The organism is Metapseudomonas resinovorans, from assembly GCF_002003485.1.
Lineage (GTDB): Bacteria > Pseudomonadota > Gammaproteobacteria > Pseudomonadales > Pseudomonadaceae > Metapseudomonas > Metapseudomonas resinovorans_D.
This window is the reverse complement of record NZ_BDMA01000060.1, coordinates 158,683-175,764: the sequence shown is the minus strand read 5'-3', so window position 1 is coordinate 175,764 and position 17,082 is coordinate 158,683. Positions and strand designations below refer to the sequence as shown.

General features: G+C 62.8%; 14 protein-coding genes and 2 pseudogenes. 13 read left to right on the top strand and 3 right to left on the bottom strand.

Translation table 11 applies throughout. From position 1 onward, the window contains the following. Positions 1–100: 100 nt before the first annotated feature. A pseudogene (locus MnOB_RS17230) lies at positions 101–802 on the bottom strand (putative bifunctional diguanylate cyclase/phosphodiesterase); the annotation flags it as partial. 142 nt (positions 803–944) lie between these two features. On the opposite strand from MnOB_RS17230, the gene MnOB_RS17225 reads away from it, so the two are divergent. After that, positions 945–1,361, top strand: a complete 417-nt coding sequence (locus tag MnOB_RS17225) for a RidA family protein (protein WP_077525441.1) — start codon at positions 945–947, stop codon at positions 1,359–1,361. A gap of 470 nt (positions 1,362–1,831) precedes the next feature. On the opposite strand, the pseudogene MnOB_RS17220 reads toward MnOB_RS17225, so the two are convergent. Together MnOB_RS17220 and MnOB_RS17215 are read right to left on the bottom strand one after the other, a co-directional pair. Then, positions 1,832–2,458, bottom strand: a pseudogene (locus tag MnOB_RS17220) (PAS domain-containing protein); the annotation flags it as partial. A 112-nt stretch (positions 2,459–2,570) separates the two neighbouring features. Then, positions 2,571–3,458, bottom strand: coding sequence for a LysR family transcriptional regulator (locus MnOB_RS17215; RefSeq protein ID WP_077525439.1), 888 nt, complete (start codon positions 3,456–3,458; stop codon positions 2,571–2,573). Positions 3,459–3,624: 166 nt separating this feature from the next. Here MnOB_RS17215 and leuC point away from each other — a divergent pair, with 166 nt between their 5' ends. From leuC to folC, 12 genes are all read left to right on the top strand, one after another. After that, positions 3,625–5,049 (top strand): 3-isopropylmalate dehydratase large subunit, encoded by a 1,425-nt coding sequence (gene leuC, locus MnOB_RS17210; protein WP_077525438.1) that lies wholly within the window; start codon positions 3,625–3,627, stop codon positions 5,047–5,049. Between the two features lie 15 nt (positions 5,050–5,064). Further along, positions 5,065–5,709, top strand: coding sequence for a 3-isopropylmalate dehydratase small subunit (gene leuD, locus MnOB_RS17205; protein ID WP_077525437.1), 645 nt, complete (start codon positions 5,065–5,067; stop codon positions 5,707–5,709). Between the two features lie 16 nt (positions 5,710–5,725). Beyond that, positions 5,726–6,490 carry a class I SAM-dependent methyltransferase gene (locus tag MnOB_RS17200; RefSeq protein ID WP_077525436.1) on the top strand — a complete coding sequence of 255 codons (765 nt, stop codon included), beginning with the start codon at positions 5,726–5,728 and terminating at the stop codon, positions 6,488–6,490. 42 nt (positions 6,491–6,532) lie between these two features. After that, complete coding sequence (gene leuB / locus MnOB_RS17195; RefSeq protein WP_077525435.1) at positions 6,533–7,615, top strand: 3-isopropylmalate dehydrogenase; 1,083 nt, start codon at positions 6,533–6,535, stop codon at positions 7,613–7,615. A gap of 57 nt (positions 7,616–7,672) precedes the next feature. Continuing rightward, the gene (asd, locus tag MnOB_RS17190) at positions 7,673–8,785 is read left to right on the top strand and encodes an aspartate-semialdehyde dehydrogenase (RefSeq protein WP_077525434.1); all 1,113 of its coding nucleotides are present in this window, start codon (positions 7,673–7,675) and stop codon (positions 8,783–8,785) included. Positions 8,786–8,895: 110 nt separating this feature from the next. After that, a complete protein-coding gene (locus tag MnOB_RS17185; RefSeq protein WP_077525433.1) occupies positions 8,896–9,924 on the top strand; it encodes an aspartate-semialdehyde dehydrogenase in 1,029 nt (342 codons plus the stop codon). 142 nt (positions 9,925–10,066) lie between these two features. Further along, positions 10,067–13,081 (top strand): motility hub landmark protein FimV, encoded by a 3,015-nt coding sequence (locus MnOB_RS17180; RefSeq protein ID WP_077525432.1) that lies wholly within the window; start codon positions 10,067–10,069, stop codon positions 13,079–13,081. 3 nt (positions 13,082–13,084) lie between these two features. Further along, complete coding sequence (gene truA, locus MnOB_RS17175) at positions 13,085–13,945, top strand: tRNA pseudouridine(38-40) synthase TruA (RefSeq protein WP_077525431.1); 861 nt, start codon at positions 13,085–13,087, stop codon at positions 13,943–13,945. Positions 13,946–14,001: 56 nt separating this feature from the next. Next, complete coding sequence (locus tag MnOB_RS17170) at positions 14,002–14,619, top strand: phosphoribosylanthranilate isomerase (RefSeq protein WP_077525430.1); 618 nt, start codon at positions 14,002–14,004, stop codon at positions 14,617–14,619. A gap of 1 nt (position 14,620) precedes the next feature. Next, positions 14,621–14,884, top strand: coding sequence for a hypothetical protein (locus tag MnOB_RS17165; RefSeq protein ID WP_077525429.1), 264 nt, complete (start codon positions 14,621–14,623; stop codon positions 14,882–14,884). A gap of 37 nt (positions 14,885–14,921) precedes the next feature. Continuing rightward, complete coding sequence (accD, locus tag MnOB_RS17160) at positions 14,922–15,794, top strand: acetyl-CoA carboxylase, carboxyltransferase subunit beta (RefSeq protein ID WP_077525428.1); 873 nt, start codon at positions 14,922–14,924, stop codon at positions 15,792–15,794. After that, positions 15,791–17,077 carry a bifunctional tetrahydrofolate synthase/dihydrofolate synthase gene (folC, locus tag MnOB_RS17155; protein WP_077525427.1) on the top strand — a complete coding sequence of 429 codons (1,287 nt, stop codon included), beginning with the start codon at positions 15,791–15,793 and terminating at the stop codon, positions 17,075–17,077. The genes accD and folC overlap by 4 nt, the downstream gene beginning before the upstream one ends. The last annotated feature ends 5 nt before the right edge of the window (positions 17,078–17,082 follow it).

The following is a 17,082-nucleotide window of genomic DNA, read 5'->3' as shown; positions in this document are numbered from 1 at the left end:
CAAGCGCATGGCCTACGGCTATCGGGACAGCGACTTCTTTTTCATGAAAATCAAAGCCGCCTTCCCCGGTAATCCGTGAAGAACCTTTTTTGTGCCGGCTTCAGGCGGGTGAGGGTCGTTGCTGACTGTGCGCCAACAGCGCGCGGAACTCCGCCAACGGTACCGGTTTGCTGTACAGGTAACCCTGGTACAGGTGGCAGCCCTGTTGCTCGAGGAATGCCAACTGCTCGTCGCGTTCCACGCCCTCGGCGATGATTTCCAGCCCCAGGCTGCGCGCCATGGCGACGATCGCTCGGATGATCTCGGCGTCGTTGGGGTCCTGGGTGGCGTCGCGAACGAAGGACTGATCGATCTTCAGCGCATCGACCGGTAACCGCTTCAGGTAGGTCAGGGACGAGTAGCCGGTGCCGAAGTCATCCATCGCGAAGCTGGCGCCAAGCTTCTTCAGGCGCCGCATCTTGCCGATGGTGTCCTCGATGTTCTGGATGACGATGCCTTCGGTGACCTCCATTTTCAGCAGTTGGGCCGGTAGCTGGCTCCGTTGCAGGGTGCGTTCGACCCGCTCGACGAAATCGCTCTGGCGGAACTGTCGTGGGCTGATGTTCACGCACAGGCTGAATTCTCCGGCTGCGACCAGGCCCTCCGCCGTTAGCTGCTCGCAGGCGTTGCACGTTTCATCCAGTACCCAGGCGCCCACTTCCAGGATCAGGCCGCTTTCCTCCAGGACCTGGATGAACTGGCCGGGAGACTGCTGGCCCAGCGTCGGATGCTGCCAGCGGAGCAGGGCCTCGGCGCCGACTATTTAGTGCACTACAGCTGAATAAAAGTTTCGATTTGGAGTAAGTCAAGTTCTGTAAATGGGAATTTACCGGTAATTTATTTCTACTGATAATTGAAATGCTTACGGCGGTAATTAAAAACTATCTAACCCATAGGTAAATAAAATGTCTCATAAGTTTTTAAATCCCGAAAAAATCCATAACCCAGTGCCTTTTGGCTATAGTCATGTTATAGCCATTTCACCCAATGATTATGATTTCGTCCTTATTTCTGGGCAGTGGGCATCGAATACCGATGGAACAGTACCCAGCATCGAATTCCCTCAACAGGTTCAAAGATCCTTCGACAATCTGAAGTCCGCCTTGGAGTCTGCAGGACATGACTTCGCCTCGGTCATTCAAATCAGAACCTATATCGTTGATATCAACGAAGAAAAAACCGCGGAGTTGGCAGCTGTGGTAAAAAGAACCTGGGGTGAAAATCCACCAACCCATACTCTTGTTGGAGTAAGCGGACTGGCTATGGGAACCATGCACTTCGAAATTGAAGCCGTCTCGGCCAAGCCCAGGAAGTCGCAATAATCCTATCCGGCACCGTTGATAGTGGTAAATGATAGTTCCCATCTCTGCTTTCTAGATATCATCGAGGAACGCTTACAACCAACAACGCGCAAGTAAAAAGGGCGGTCGGCCAAGGGCCGCTCTTTCTTTGCCTATCAACGGCCCGCAACTTAACGATTACGAAAACATCGCGCTGCCACCTTCAGTACTTCACTTTAAAGGTGGGTGATTCCTCGGCCCGCTGGCCCCGACGGTCGTACAAAAAGCGGGAAATTGGCTTGCCCACAACCATAGAATCTTCCACCGGCCCTGGCCTGGCTCAATCATGTCATTCACGCCATTAAAACAGTCCTAGCTGCCGATCGATCAATGCGCTGAAATCATCCTGCACGAACGGCAGAATGGCATCGGCCACCGGCTGCAATTTCGAGGAAGGTACTGATCGCGAACGGCTGATCTTCCAGTTCGATGTACTGGCTGGAGAGCACGCCGTCCAGAATGCCTCCGTTGCGCGTGCGCAGTTTCACTTCCTGGGAGATCGGCGCGCCAATGTTGCGGGCATTACGCAGCAGCCACTCGCGCTGCTCGAGGTCTACCCAGATGCCCAACTCCAGGGTGGTGCGGCCGATGGTTTCGGACACCGGCCAGCCCAGTACGTGCTCGAAGTGCTGGTTGGCCTCGACTATCAGGCTGTCGGTGAGGCGGACCAGCAGCACGACGTCCGGGCTCAGGTGGAACAGGCTGGAGTAACGCTGCCGGGAGTTGGCCAGGTCCGGGGCGCGCTGCTGTTGCTGGGTGACGTCGCGGAGCACGCCGATCATGCGGCGTCGGCCGTCAGTGGGCTGCAGGCTGCCGCTGATCTCCAGCCAATGCAGCGTGCCATCGGGCCAGCGGATGCGGTGCCGCATGGCGCGTTCGGATTGGCGGCCGTCGAGCACTTCGCGGAACAGGCGCAGTACTTCGACGCGATCGTCCTCGGGGATCAGCTGGATGTAATTCACTGGGTGGCGCAGCGGACGGTGAGGGGCCAGGCCGAACAGGGCCTGGGCGCCGCGGGACCAGTTGACCTGGCCGGAATCGATGTCCCAGGACCAGGCCCCCAACCGGGCGCCGTTCAGCGCGGCCCCTTTCCGGCGATAGGGCAGATGTTCGGGTCGGTGAATCGCGGGGATGTGCCTGACGCCTTCCCGACCCTGTTCTTATGGAGTGCGCCTCAACTTATCTGTGCCTTCACAGGTATGCAAGGTCGTCGCGTTGCGCATCCAGCAGCGCCATGAAGGCCTTGGCCGCGTTGGAGAGTGTGCGCTCGGTGTGCAGGATGTAGCCGAGCTGGCGCGAAAGCTGGATGTCCTGCAGGGGCAGGCGTACCACCGAGTCGTCGAGCATGGTGCGTGGCAGCACGCTCCAGGCGATGCCGATGGAAACCATCATCTTGATGGTCTCCATGTAGTTGGTGCTCATGGCGATGTTCGGCATCAGGCCCTCGGCCTCGAACATGCGGCGGACGATGTGGTGGGTGAACGTGTTGCCGCCCGGGAATACCGCCGGATGCCGTGCCACGTCGGGAAGGAAGATGGTCTTGTCGCGGGCCAGGGGATGTTCCGGCGCAGCGACGAAATCCAGCGGGTCGTTCCATACCGGCACCGCCTGCACGGGCAGCGCGGTTTCCGGTGCGAGGGTGATCACCGCCAGTTCCACGCGTCCGTGGAGGATTTCCTCATAGGCCACTTCCGAATCCAGGAACTGGATGTCCAGGGCAACCTGAGGATAGGCGCGGGTAAAGGCGCGGAGCAGTGGCGGCAGGCGGTGCAGCCCAATGTGGTGGCTGGTGGCCAGGGTCAGGCGGCCGCTGATATCACCGGAAAGGTTGCTCAGCGCGCGGCGGGTGTCGTCCAGCACGTTGAGGATCTGATAGGCGCGCGGGAGCAGGGCGCGCCCGGCTTCGGTCAAACTCACTTCGCGACCCAGACGGTCGAACAGGCGCACACTGAGCTGCTGTTCCAGCGAGGCGATGCGCTTGCTCACCGCAGGCTGGGTCAGGTGCAGGCGTTCCCCGGCTTCGGAGAAGCTGCCGGTCTCGGCGATAGCGATGAAAGCATTGAGGCTGGCCAAATCCATATCTGGGCTCCGTGGGTTGCGCCGCTAGGATATGCATTCCTTAGTGGAATGCTTTAAATAAAAAATATGAATTTGAGTTATTGGATGCAAGCCCCTACGATCGTCCCCACAAGCAAAAGGGGCTTTCGACCCCTGCGCACAGAAACAAGCTGATGAGGACCTGACGATGGCCGGCAAGACGCTCTACGACAAGCTCTGGGATGCTCACGAGGTGAAGCGCCGCGACGATGGTTCGTCGCTGATCTACATCGACCGTCACATCCTTCACGAAGTGACCTCGCCGCAGGCCTTCGAAGGGCTGCGTCTGGCGGGTCGCAAGCCCTGGCGCATCGACGCCAACATCGCCACTCCGGACCACAACGTGCCGACCACCCGCGCCGAGCGCCAGGGCGGCCTCGAAGCGATCGCTGACGAGGTGTCGCGCATCCAGGTCAAAACCCTGGACGAGAACTGCGATGACTTCGGCATCCTCGAGTTCAAGATGAACGACGTGCGCCAGGGCATCGTCCACGTGGTCGGCCCGGAGCAGGGCGCCACCCTGCCGGGGATGACCGTGGTCTGCGGTGACTCGCACACGTCCACCCATGGCGCCTTCGGTGCGCTGGCCCACGGCATCGGTACCTCCGAAGTCGAGCACGTGCTGGCCACCCAGTGCCTGGTGGCGAAGAAGATGAAGAACATGCAGGTGCGCGTGGAGGGCAAGCTGCCCGCCGGCGTTACCGCGAAGGACATCGTTCTGGCTGTGATCGGCAAGATCGGCACCGCTGGCGGCAATGGCCATGCCCTGGAGTTCGCCGGAAGCGCCATCCGTGACCTGTCCGTCGAAGGCCGCATGACCATTTGCAACATGTCTATCGAAGCCGGTGCCCGCGTCGGCCTGGTGGCGGTGGACGAAAAGACCGTCGCTTACGTTGAAGGCCGCCCCTTCGCGCCGAAGGGCGCTGACTGGGACAAGGCAGTCGCCGCCTGGCGCGACCTGGTCTCCGATACCGACGCGCACTTCGATACCGTGGTCGAACTGCGTGCCGAAGACATCAAGCCGCAGGTGAGCTGGGGCACTTCGCCGGAGATGGTGCTGCCGGTCGACCAGCGCGTGCCGGACCCGGCCGCTGAAGCCGATCCGGTCAAGCGCGGTTCCATCGAGCGCGCGCTGAAATACATGGGCCTCGCCGCCAACCAGGCGATCACCGATATCCAGCTGGACCGCGTATTCATCGGTTCCTGCACCAACTCGCGTATCGAAGACCTGCGCGCTGCCGCAGAAGTCGCCAAGGGCCGCAAAGTCGCCGCCACCGTCAAGCAGGCGCTGGTGGTGCCGGGCTCCGGTCTGGTCAAGCAACAGGCCGAGAAGGAAGGCCTGGACAAGATCTTCCTCGAGGCGGGCTTCGAATGGCGTGAGCCGGGCTGCTCCATGTGCCTGGCGATGAACCCGGACCGCCTGGAGAGTGGCGAGCATTGCGCTTCCACCTCCAACCGCAACTTCGAGGGACGTCAGGGCGCCGGTGGTCGTACCCACCTGGTCAGCCCGGCCATGGCCGCCGCTGCTGCGGTGACCGGCCGTTTTGTCGATGTTCGCGAGCTGCTCAAGTAAGGAAGGAGAGTCGAGATGAAAGCCTTTACCCAACACACCGGTCTCGTCGCTCCGCTGGATCGCGCCAACGTCGACACCGATCAGATCATTCCCAAGCAGTTCCTCAAGTCGATCAAGCGCACCGGCTTCGGTCCCAACCTGTTCGACGAATGGCGTTACCTGGATGTGGGGCAGCCCAACCAGGACAACTCCAAGCGTCCGGTGAATAAGGACTTCGTGCTGAACTTCCCGCGCTACCAGGGCGCCAGCGTGCTGCTCGCCCGCGAGAACTTCGGTTGCGGCTCCTCCCGTGAGCACGCGCCCTGGGCATTGGAGGAGTACGGCTTCCGCGCCATCATCGCGCCGAGCTACGCCGACATCTTCTTCAACAACAGCTTCAAGAACGGCCTGCTGCCGATCATCCTGAAGGACGAGGAAGTCGACGAACTCTTCCAGCAGTGCGAAGCCGCCGAGGGTTACCAACTGACCGTCGACCTCGCCGCGCAGACCGTGACCCGCCCGGATGGCAAGCAGTACAGCTTCGAGGTGGATGCGTTCCGCAAGCATTGCCTGCTCAACGGTCTGGACGACATCGGCCTGACCCTGCAGGACGCCGAGGCGATCAAGGCCTTCGAAGGCAAATACCGCCAGGGCAGCCCCTGGCTGTTCCGCGACGCCTGATATCCAGGAGCACGAAGTGAACGACAAGGCCCATGAACAGGTAGTCCAGAGTCAGTTCGGCGAACAGGCCGCTGCTTACCTGAGCAGTGCTGTGCATGCCCAGGGCGCCGAGTTCGCCCTGCTGCAGGCTGAAGTGGACGGACGTCGCGATGCGCGTGTGCTCGACCTCGGCTGCGGTGCGGGTCATGTGGCCTTTAATGTGGCGCCGTTGGTCGGTGAAGTCGTTGCGTACGATCTCTCTCAGCAGATGCTCGACGTGGTGGCGAGTGCCGCTGCCCAGCGTGGGCTCGGCAACGTGGCCACGCAGCAAGGGGCGGCGGAAGCGCTGCCGTTTGCCGATGCCAGCTTCGATTTCGTCTTCAGCCGATATTCGGCGCACCACTGGAGCGACGTGGGCGTAGCCCTGCGCGAGGTGCGTCGGGTGCTGAAGCCGGGCGGCGTGGCGGCCTTCATCGACGTTGCTTCGCCGGGTCGTCCGTTGCTGGACACTCACCTGCAGGCCGTCGAAGTGCTGCGCGACACCAGCCATGTGCGCAACTACTCGCCCGCCGAGTGGCTGCGCCAGGTAGCCGAGGCCGGCCTGGCTACCCGAAGCCATACCCGCCAGCGCCTGCGCCTGGAGTTCACTTCCTGGGTCGAGCGCATGCGCACGCCGATGGTGTTTCGCGAGGCGATCCTGGCCTTGCAGAACGCGGTGGGCGATGAGGTTCGCGAGTATTTCGAGATTGCCGCGGGCGGCTCCTTCAGTACCGATGTCCTGGTGCTCTGGGCCGAACGCTAGAACGAATTGCATGGCGCGGAGTGCGCCTAACGAGAGGAAAGCATGAGCAAGCAGATTCTGATTCTCCCCGGCGACGGTATCGGCCCGGAGATCATGGCCGAAGCGATCAAGGTGCTGGAAGTTGCCAATGACAAGTTCCAGCTCGGCTTCGAGCTGACCGAGGATGTCATCGGTGGCGCCGCCATCGACAAGCATGGCGTGCCCCTGGCCGACGAAACCCTGGAACGTGCGCGCAAGGCCGATGCCGTCCTGCTGGGCGCCGTGGGCGGTCCGAAATGGGACAAGATCGAGCGCGACATCCGTCCGGAGCGCGGCCTGCTGAAGATCCGTTCGCAACTGGGCCTGTTCGCCAACCTGCGCCCGGCCATCCTCTATCCGCAACTGGCCGACGCTTCGAGCCTCAAGCCGGAAGTGGTCGCCGGCCTGGACATCCTCATCGTCCGCGAACTGACCGGCGGCATCTATTTCGGCCAGCCCCGCGAACAGCGCGTGCTGGAAAACGGCGAGCGCCAGGCGTACGACACCCTGCCGTACAGCGAGAGCGAGATCCGCCGCATTGCCCGAGTTGGTTTCGACATGGCCCGCGTGCGCGACAAGAAGCTGTGCTCGGTGGACAAGGCCAACGTCCTGGCCTCCAGCCAGCTGTGGCGCGAAGTGGTTGAAGAGGTGGCCAAGGACTATCCGGACATCGAACTCAGCCACATGTACGTCGACAACGCTGCCATGCAGCTGGTGCGTGCGCCCAAGCAGTTCGACGTGATGGTCACCGACAACATGTTCGGCGACATCCTGTCGGATGAGGCTTCCATGCTCACTGGTTCCATCGGCATGCTGCCTTCTGCCTCGCTGGATTCGAACAACAAGGGCATGTACGAACCCTGCCACGGCTCGGCACCGGACATCGCCGGCCAAGGCATCGCCAACCCATTGGCGACCATACTTTCCGTATCGATGATGCTCCGCTACAGCTTCAACCAGACCGCTGCCGCCGACGCCATCGAGAAGGCCGTCAGCCTGGTGCTGGATCAGGGGCTGCGGACGGGCGATATCTACTCCGCCGGTGCGACCAAGGTCGGTACCCGCGAAATGGGCGATGCTGTGGTCGCAGCACTGCGGAATCTGTAATCTGTCGGGCCCGCTGGAAAACCAGCGGCCCACTTTTTCACGAAAGGTGTAGTTGTCATGAAGCGTGTAGGTCTGATCGGTTGGCGCGGCATGGTGGGTTCCGTGCTCATGCAGCGAATGCTGGAAGAGCGGGATTTCGACCTGATCGAGCCGGTGTTCTTCACTACTTCCAATGTTGGTGGCCAGGGCCCCGCGGTCGGCAAGGACGTTGCCCCGCTGAAGGACGCCTACAGCATCGACGAGCTGAAGACCCTCGATGTGATCCTGACCTGCCAGGGTGGCGACTACACCAACGAGGTTTTCCCCAGGCTGCGCGAAGCCGGTTGGCAGGGCTACTGGATCGACGCCGCCTCCAGCCTGCGTATGCAGGATGACGCGGTGATCGTGCTCGATCCGGTCAACCGTCGGGTCATCGACCAGCAACTGGACGCCGGCACCAAGAACTACATCGGCGGCAACTGCACCGTCAGCCTGATGCTGATGGCCTTGGGCGGCCTGTTCGAAGCCGGCCTGGTCGAGTGGATGAGCGCCATGACCTACCAGGCGGCCTCCGGCGCTGGCGCGCAGAACATGCGCGAACTGATCAAGCAGATGGGCGCGACCCACGCGGCGGTGGCCGATGATCTGGCGAACCCGGCTAGTGCCATCCTCGACATCGATCGCAAAGTGGCTGAAGCCATGCGCGGCGAAGATTTTCCCACCGAGAACTTCGGTGTGCCCCTGTCCGGCAGCCTGATCCCGTGGATCGACAAGGAACTGCCCAACGGCCAGAGCCGCGAAGAGTGGAAAGGCCAAGCCGAGACCAACAAGATCCTCGGTCGCTTCAAGAGCCCGATCCCGGTGGATGGCATCTGCGTGCGCATCGGCGCCATGCGTTGCCACAGCCAGGCGCTGACCATCAAGCTGAACAAGGATGTGCCGATAGCCGACATCGAAGGCATGATCAGCCAGCACAATCCCTGGGTGAAACTGGTGCCGAACCAGCGCGAAATCAGCATGCGCGAACTCACCCCGACTGCCGTGACCGGTACCCTGACCGTTCCGGTCGGCCGTCTGCGCAAGCTCAACATGGGTTCGCAGTACCTGGGCGCCTTCACCGTGGGCGACCAGCTGCTCTGGGGCGCTGCCGAACCGCTGCGCCGTATGCTGCGCATCCTGCTGGAGCGTTGATGGATCGCAGGGTGTCGATGAGGCTCGTCGGCACCCTCTGACCCTCGATTGCCTGCATGCGGGGTGGCGGTTAAAGTGCCGCTCCTCGCATCGCCAGAAGTATCCCCCCTATGAGCCAGTCCCTTGATATCGCCGTGATCGGCGCCACCGGCACCGTTGGCGAAACCCTCGTCCAGCTCCTCGAAGAGCGGGAATTTCCGGTCGGCAACCTTTATCTGCTTGCCAGTGGCGAATCCGCCGGCTCATCGCTGCCTTTCAAAGGACGCAACCTGCGGGTGCGGGATGTAGCCGAGTTCGATTTTTCCCAAGTACGTCTGGCCTTCTTTGCGGCCGGCGAAGCGGTGACGCGCAGCTTTGCCCCTCGCGCGACGGCGGCAGGATGCTCGCTGATCGACCTGTCCGGTGCGCTTGATCCGATTACCGCTCCAGCCCTGGTTCCGGAAGCCAACCCGCAGCTGCTCGAAACGCTCCCGGCTCCCTATCAATTGACCAGCCCCAGTGCCTCGTCGGTGGCTCTGGCGTGCGTGCTGGCGCCGCTCAAGGGTCTGCTCAAGCCGCAGCGCCTCAGCGTGATGGCCAGTCTGGCGGTGTCCTGCCGTGGTCGCGAAGGCGTAGTCGAGCTGGCGCGCCAGACAGCCGAACTGCTCAACGCGCGGCCTCTGGAGCCGCGCTTCTTCGATCGGCAGATCGCCTTCAACGTCCTGGCGCAGGCCGGCGCGCCGGATGCCGAAGGGCATGCCGTCCTGGAGCGCCGCCTGGCGGGCGAGATCAAGCAGTTGCTCGGTGAACCGGCTCTGCGTGTGTCCGCCACCTGCGCCCTGGCTCCGGTCTTCTTTGGTGACAGCCTGGCGGTTTCGGTCGTGGCTGAGCAGTCGGTGGATGTTGCCAAGGTACGCGAGCAGCTCGGGATCGCGCCGGGCGTCGAGTTTGTGGAAGAAGAGGGCGATTATCCGACCGCTGTCGGCGACGCCGTAGGGCAGGATTCGGTATATGTAGGCCGGGTTCGGGGTGGGTTGGATGACCCGTGCGAACTCAATTTGTGGATTGCTTCAGATAATGCAAGAAAAGGCGCTGCGCTCAATGCTGTGCAGTCGGCCGAGTTGTTGATAAAACACTATCTGTCAAAGATACTTACCTGAAAATTTGTAGAACTATTCTAGCTTGACAATACTGGCTTGGCCTTATCGTTGATGGGGAGCCGCCGTTTCGGCGTGCGCAGGCAGCGACTTAAGACCCTCCTCTCGCCCCGCGAGAAAAAAGATAAAACAAGGGAATCACTCTATGGTTCGGGTTCGCAAACTTGTGCTGGCAATCGCGGCTGCATCCGCGCTGACTTCGGGCGTGGCCAACGCCTTGGGACTCGGGGAAGTCACCCTGCGTTCTTCCTTGAACCAGCCTCTGGATGCGGAGATCGAGCTGCTCGAAGTGCGTGACCTGGCGTCTGCCGAGGTCAAGCCGAACCTGGCAGCGGCCGAGGAATTCTCCAAGGCCGGCGTCGATCGCCAGTACTTCCTGCAGGACCTCAAGTTCACCCCGGTGGTCAAGCCCAACGGCCGCAGCGTTATCCGGGTGACCTCCACCAAGCCGGTCCGCGAACCCTATCTGAACTTCCTGGTCGAGGTGCTCTGGCCCAATGGCCGCCTGCTGCGTGAGTACACGCTGCTTCTCGATCCGCCCCTGTACTCGCCGCAGGCCGCCGCCGCCGCTGCGCCGAAAATTCCGGTCGCCGCCCCCGCTCCAGCACCGCGTCCCGCAGTAGCGCCGTCTACCGCGCCCGTTCGCAGTGCCCCGGCAGCGTCCGCCGCTGCGCCGCGCCCCAGTGCTCCGGCGCCGGCACCGGCTCCCGCTCCCGCCCCGGCGGCGCCCAAGGCTCCGACCGACCAATACCGCACCACCTCCCGCGATACCCTCTGGGAGATTGCTGAGCGCAGCCGCGCCAGTGGCTCGGTGCACCAGGCCATGCTGGCCATCCAGGACCTGAACCCGGACGCTTTCGTTGATGGCAACATCAATCGCCTGAAGAGCGGCCAGGTGTTGCGTCTGCCCGATGAAAAGCAGATCGCCAGCCGTACCCAGGCCGAGGCCATTTCCCAGGTGCAGGCTCAGAACACCGCCTGGCGCGAAGGTCGCAGCCTGGCAGGGGAGGGCAAACGCCAGCTCGACGCCACCAAACGCAGCAGTGCAGGTGACGCCCCGGAGAAAGTTGAGACCCAGGACAATCTGCGCCTGGTTTCCGCTGCGAGCGGTAAGTCTTCCAGTGGCAGCGACAAGGGTGCCAACGGCGAAAGCAAGGCGCTCAGCGACAAGCTGGCCGTAACCCAGGAAAGCCTGGATTCGACCCGTCGCGAAAATGATGAACTGAAGAGCCGGATGACCGACCTGCAGAGCCAGATGGACAAGCTGCAGCGTCTGATCCAGCTCAAGGACGACCAGCTGGCGAAGCTGCAGTCCAACATGGCTGATCAAGGCAAGCAGGCTCCAGCTGCTCCTGCCGCCGCTGCAGCGCCCGCCGCAGCTCCCGCAGCTCCCGCAGCGCCGGCCCAGCCTGCCGCTACGCCTGCCGAGCCCGCTACCGTTACACCGGCGGCGCCTTCCGCGCCAGTAGCTGAAGCGCCGACCCCGGCACCGGCCCAACCTGCCGCCCCGGCAGCCGCAGTCCCGGTCGAGCCGACTGCTGTCGCTCCAGCGCAGCCTGTAGCCCCTGACCAGCCGGCAACTCCTGCCCAGCCTGAGGCGACCGCCGCTGCTCAGCCGCCGAAGCCGGCAGAGCCCGCCAAGCCGGCAGCTCCAGTCAAACCCGTGCAGACCGCCCCGGCCGCGCCTGTGGTCGAGCCGCCGCAGTCCAGCATCATCGACGATGTGCTGGCCAACCCCATGCTGCTCCTCCTGGCCGGCGGTAGCGCACTCGTCGCTCTGCTGGTCCTGCTGATGGTGCTGTCGCGTCGCAACGCCCTGAAAGAGGCCGAGCTGCAGAACAGCCTTGCCGCGCAGGACGACGAGAACAGCTTCGACGGCGACCTTGACCTGAAGGACGACAGCTTCGCTGGTCTCGATAGCCCGGAACTGGATACCGCCGTTGCCGATGTGCCGGACACCGCGCCTGCCAAGGCTGACGAGCGTGTCACCGCGCAAACCGGCGACGTGCTCAGCGAGGCCGACATCTATATCGCCTACGGTCGCTTCAACCAGGCTGCCGAGCTGTTGCAGAACGCCATCAACGATGAGCCGCATCGCAGCGATCTTCGCCTCAAGCTGATGGAGGTCTACGCCGAACTGGGTGATCGCGAAGGATTCGCCCGCCAGGAAAGCGAGCTCCGCGAGATTGGCGGTGCAGCTGGCGAAATCGACCAACTGAAAGGCAAGTACCCAGCCATGGCCGTTGCTGCCGTGGCAGCCAGTGCGGCCGCGGGTCTGGCTGCGGCAGACGATCTCGACAGCTTCAGTCTCGATGACCTGACCCTCGATGATGTTCCGGCAACCGCGCCGGCAAGCAGCGGGGCGGACCTGGACGATGCATTCGACCTGAGCCTGGATGATCTGGGTTCCGATCTCGATCTCGACCTGGAACTTGCAGACGAAAAACCGGCGGCCATCCAGCCTGCTGCAGCGCCAGTCGATGAGCTGGGGCTGGACGATCTGGAACTCGACCTCCCGGCTTCTGCTCCGGCCAAGGCCGAAAATGACCTGGACTTCGACCTGGACATCGGCGGCAGCGACGAACTGCTGACAGGCGACGAGAGCCTGGAGCTTAGCGATGATCTCGCTGATTTCAGCCTCGACCTGGGGCCGACCACCCAGCCGGCGACGGCGGAAGAGGACGATTTCCTGCTGAGCCTGGACAGCGACCTCGATGCGCCGCTGACCGTCGACGCCCCGGCTCCGGTAGCGGAAAAGGCAAGCGAAGCCCTTCTCGATCTGCCGGCCGATTTCGACCTCTCGCTTCCCGACGAGCCGATTGCAGAGCCGCTGGCAGACAACGATAGCTTTGCCGCGCAGCTCGACGAAGTGACTGCCGAGCTGGATCAGCTTTCCGACAGCCTGCAGCAAGCGCCGGAGCCCGAGCCGGTTGCCGTGCTGGAAGATGAGGCGGCCGACCTCGGCCTGGGACTGGGCGAGGAAGACGACTTCGACTTCCTCTCCGGTACCGACGAAACCGCGACCAAACTGGATTTGGCTCGTGCCTATATCGACATGGGTGACACTGAAGGTGCTCGCGACATCCTCGACGAGGTGATGTCCGAGGGTAGTGACACCCAGCAACAGGAAGCGCGCGAACTGATCGCACGACTCAGCTGATAGATGACTGATGTAGTACCCGCAGCGGCAGCCACTTCGGCTGCCGCTGGCATTTACAGAATTGCCCTTGGCGTCGAATACAAGGGTTCGCGATATCGCGGCTTCCAGCGCCAGATCGATGGAGTTCCGTCTATCCAGGGCGCGTTGGAGAAAGCCCTTTGCCGTGTGGCGGGGGGTGCACCCGTGACACTGTCCTGCGCTGGACGTACCGACGCCATGGTGCACGCCAGTGGCCAGGTCGTGCACTTCGATACGCCCGTTTCGCGCTCGGCGCTCTCTTGGGTGATGGGCGCTAACGCGAACCTGCCGCCGGATATCAGCGTTACCTGGGCCAGGGAGATGCCGAAGCACTTCGATGCCCGCTTCAGCGCCATGGCTCGGCGCTATCGCTATGTGATCTACAACGACGAGATTCGTCCGGCACACATGGCAGAAGAAGTGACCTGGAACCACCGTCCCCTGGATGCCCAGCGCATGCGTGAGGCCGCGCGTTGTCTGGTGGGAACCCATGATTTCAGTGCGTTTCGCGCGAGACAGTGCCAGGCGAAGTCGCCGATCAAGACCGTGCATCACCTTGAGTTGATCGAGCTCGGTCGCATGATCGTGCTCGATATCCGCGCCAATGCGTTCCTTCACCACATGGTGCGCAACATCGCCGGTGTGCTGATGACCATCGGTGCTGGTGAACAGCCGATAGATTGGGCGAAGCAGGTGTTGGAAGGGCGGATCCGTCGGGAGGGTGGCGTGACGGCGCATCCCTACGGGCTCTATCTGGTGCGTGTCGAATACCCCGAAGAGTTCGAGCTTCCCCAGCGCTACCTCGGGCCGCACTTTCTTTCCGGTTTGCCGGATTGCGCGGGCTGACGCTGCGCCGGGCCTTTGCTAACATCCGTGGTCTTTAGCCTTCAGGTGCCTGCATCTTGTCAGCCGTTCGCATCAAAATCTGTGGTATTACCCGAATCGAGGATGCCCTGGCCGCGGTAGCTGCAGGGGCGGATGCCATAGGTTTTGTGTTCTACGCGAAGAGCCCGCGCGCGGTGACTCCGGCCCAGGCGGGCGCCATCATCGCTGCGCTGCCTCCATTCGTGACCACTGTCGGGCTCTTCGTCGACATGCCGCGAGCTGAACTGACGCAACTGCTCGAAGAGGTTCCCCTCGACCTGCTGCAGTTCCACGGAGATGAAAGCCCGGCGGATTGCGGGGGCTACGGCCGTCCTTATATCAAGGCGCTACGGGTCAAGCCGGGTGACGACGTTGCGGCAGCAATCGCGCGCTATCCCGAGGCGTCCGGTGTTCTGCTCGACACCTATGTCGCGGGCACTCCCGGTGGCACCGGCGAAGCCTTCGACTGGAGCCTGGTGCCCCGGAATGCGGCAAAGCCGTTGATTCTCGCCGGTGGTCTGACCCCCGAGAACGTTGGCGATGCGGTGCGCCAGGTTCGGCCTTATGCCGTGGACGTGAGTGGGGGTGTCGAGGCCAGCAAAGGCATCAAGGACACCGCGAAAATTCAAGCCTTCATCCAACAGGCACGCGCCTGACATGCAGATTGCGGAAAATTTCGTGTACTCGCGTGCTGGCTCGTCTCCTGCATATGTGACGGACAGCGCGTCGCTGCCGTCCATAACCGAGTTGCCCAGTCAGGCGAAGCCTGTCGGGTCGCGCGGCAAGGCTGCGTCGATCGGGCCTGTTTTTTACGAAGGTGGTGGCGAGGCCATCACCAGGGTGATCCCCGGATGCGTGCTGAGTGCCGGGGTCGCAACCATGAATTCGCTCAAGGACATGCGCGGGGCTATGAACCGCTAGCGCGTGTTCGGGCCTGAAAGCTGTGGAGAACTAGAGCATGAGCAACTGGCTGGTAGACAAGCTGATCCCTTCGATCATGCGTTCCGAGGTGAAGAAGAGCTCCGTTCCGGAAGGCCTCTGGCACAAGTGCCCGTCCTGCGAGGCGGTGCTGTACAAGCCCGAGCTGGAAAAGACGCTGGACGTCTGCCCTAAGTGCAACCACCACATGCGCATCGGCGCGCGCACCCGCCTGGACATCTTCCTGGACGCGGAAGGTCGCGAAGAGATCGGTGCCGACCTGGAGCCGGTGGATCGTCTGAAGTTCCGCGACAGCAAGAAGTACAAGGACCGCCTGGTCTCCGCGCAGAAAGATACCGGCGAGAAGGATGCACTGATCGCCATGAGCGGCACCCTGCACAAGATGCCGATCGTGGCTTGTGCCTTCGAATTCTCCTTCATGGGCGGCTCCATGGGCGCCATCGTGGGTGAGCGCTTCGTCCGCGCTGCCAACGTTGCCCTGGAAAAACGCTGCCCGCTGGTCTGCTTCTCCGCCTCTGGTGGTGCGCGTATGCAGGAAGCCCTGATTTCCCTGATGCAGATGGCCAAGACTTCCGCAGTCCTGGCTCGCTTGCGTGAAGAGGGCATCCCGTTCATTTCCGTGCTGACCGACCCGGTCTACGGTGGCGTTTCGGCCAGTCTGGCGATGCTCGGCGACGTGATCGTCGGCGAGCCGCGCGCCCTGATCGGCTTTGCCGGTCCGCGCGTGATCGAGCAGACCGTTCGCGAGAAGCTGCCGGAAGGCTTCCAGCGTAGCGAGTTCCTGCTGGAGCACGGCGCCATTGACATGATCATCCCCCGCGCAGAACTGCGAGAGCGCCTTGGTCGGCTGCTGGCGCAGATGACGCGTCTTCCATCCCCGGCTATCGCATGACCCAGAAAACCCTTGCCGACTGGCTTTCCTATCTTGAACAGCTCCACCCCACCGCTATTGATATGGGGTTGGAGCGCAGCCGCGAAGTTGCCAGCCGACTCGGCCTGACCCGGCCGGCACCGAAGGTGATCACGGTCACTGGCACCAACGGCAAGGGTTCCACCTGTGCTTTCCTGGCTGCGCTGTTGCGCGCCCAGGGGCTCAAGGTCGGCGTGTACAGCTCACCGCACCTGCTGCGTTACAACGAGCGCGTCCAGTTGAATGGCCAGGAGGCTACCGACCAGGCGCTCTGCAACGCCTTCGCCGCTGTAGAGGCTGCGCGTGGCGAAACGTCCCTGACCTACTTCGAAATGGGCACCCTGGCGGCCTTCTGGTTGTTCCAGCATGCGGGCCTTGATGCCGTGGTGCTGGAAGTTGGCCTGGGCGGTCGCCTGGATGCCGTCAACCTGGTGGATTCCGACCTCGCCCTGGTGACCAGCATCGGCCTGGATCACGCGGACTGGCTCGGCGACACCCGGGAAAGCGTGGCATTCGAGAAGGCAGGTATCTTCCGCGCAGGTAAGCCAGCCCTCTGTGGCGACCTGGACCCACCTCAACCGCTGTTGGACCAGGCGGGCGCGCTTGCCGCACCGCTGTTCCTGCGTGGCCGGGAGTTCGATCTGGCGCAGGGCGACGTCAGCTGGCACTGGCGCGGTACTTGCGCGTCCGGCCAGGTGCTTGAGCTGCACGACCTGCCTCTGCTCGACCTCCCCATGGAAAACGCCGCCCTGGCGCTCCAGGCCTATGCGCTGCTGGGCATGCCCTGGCAGCCGGAAGTCCTCCAGGCTGCGCTGATCGGTACCCGGGTCACCGGGCGTCTGGATCGCCGCAGCCTCGATTGGCGTGGCAAGAAGGTTTCGCTCCTGCTGGATGTCGGTCACAACCCCCATGCCGCCGAGTACCTGGCGGCGCGCCTCGCGGCCCGCCCGGTTGCCGGCAAGCGTCTGGCTGTTTTCGGCCTGCTTTCCGACAAGGATCTTCCCGGCGTTCTCGCTCCCCTGAGTGGGCAGCTGGCCCATTGGGCCGTGGCGCCGTTGTCCACCCCGCGTAGTCGTCCTGCGGCGGAATTGCAGGCGGCATTGACGAACCTTCACGCAAGCGTCAGTGTCCACGAAAATATCGCCGCAGCGCTCGAAGTGCAGTGTGAGCGGGCGGCACCGGACGACGAAATTCTGGTGTTCGGTTCGTTCTACAGTGTGGCTGAGGCGCTGAGCTGGCTGGAAAACCAAGCAGCGGGGGAGTAGGGGAA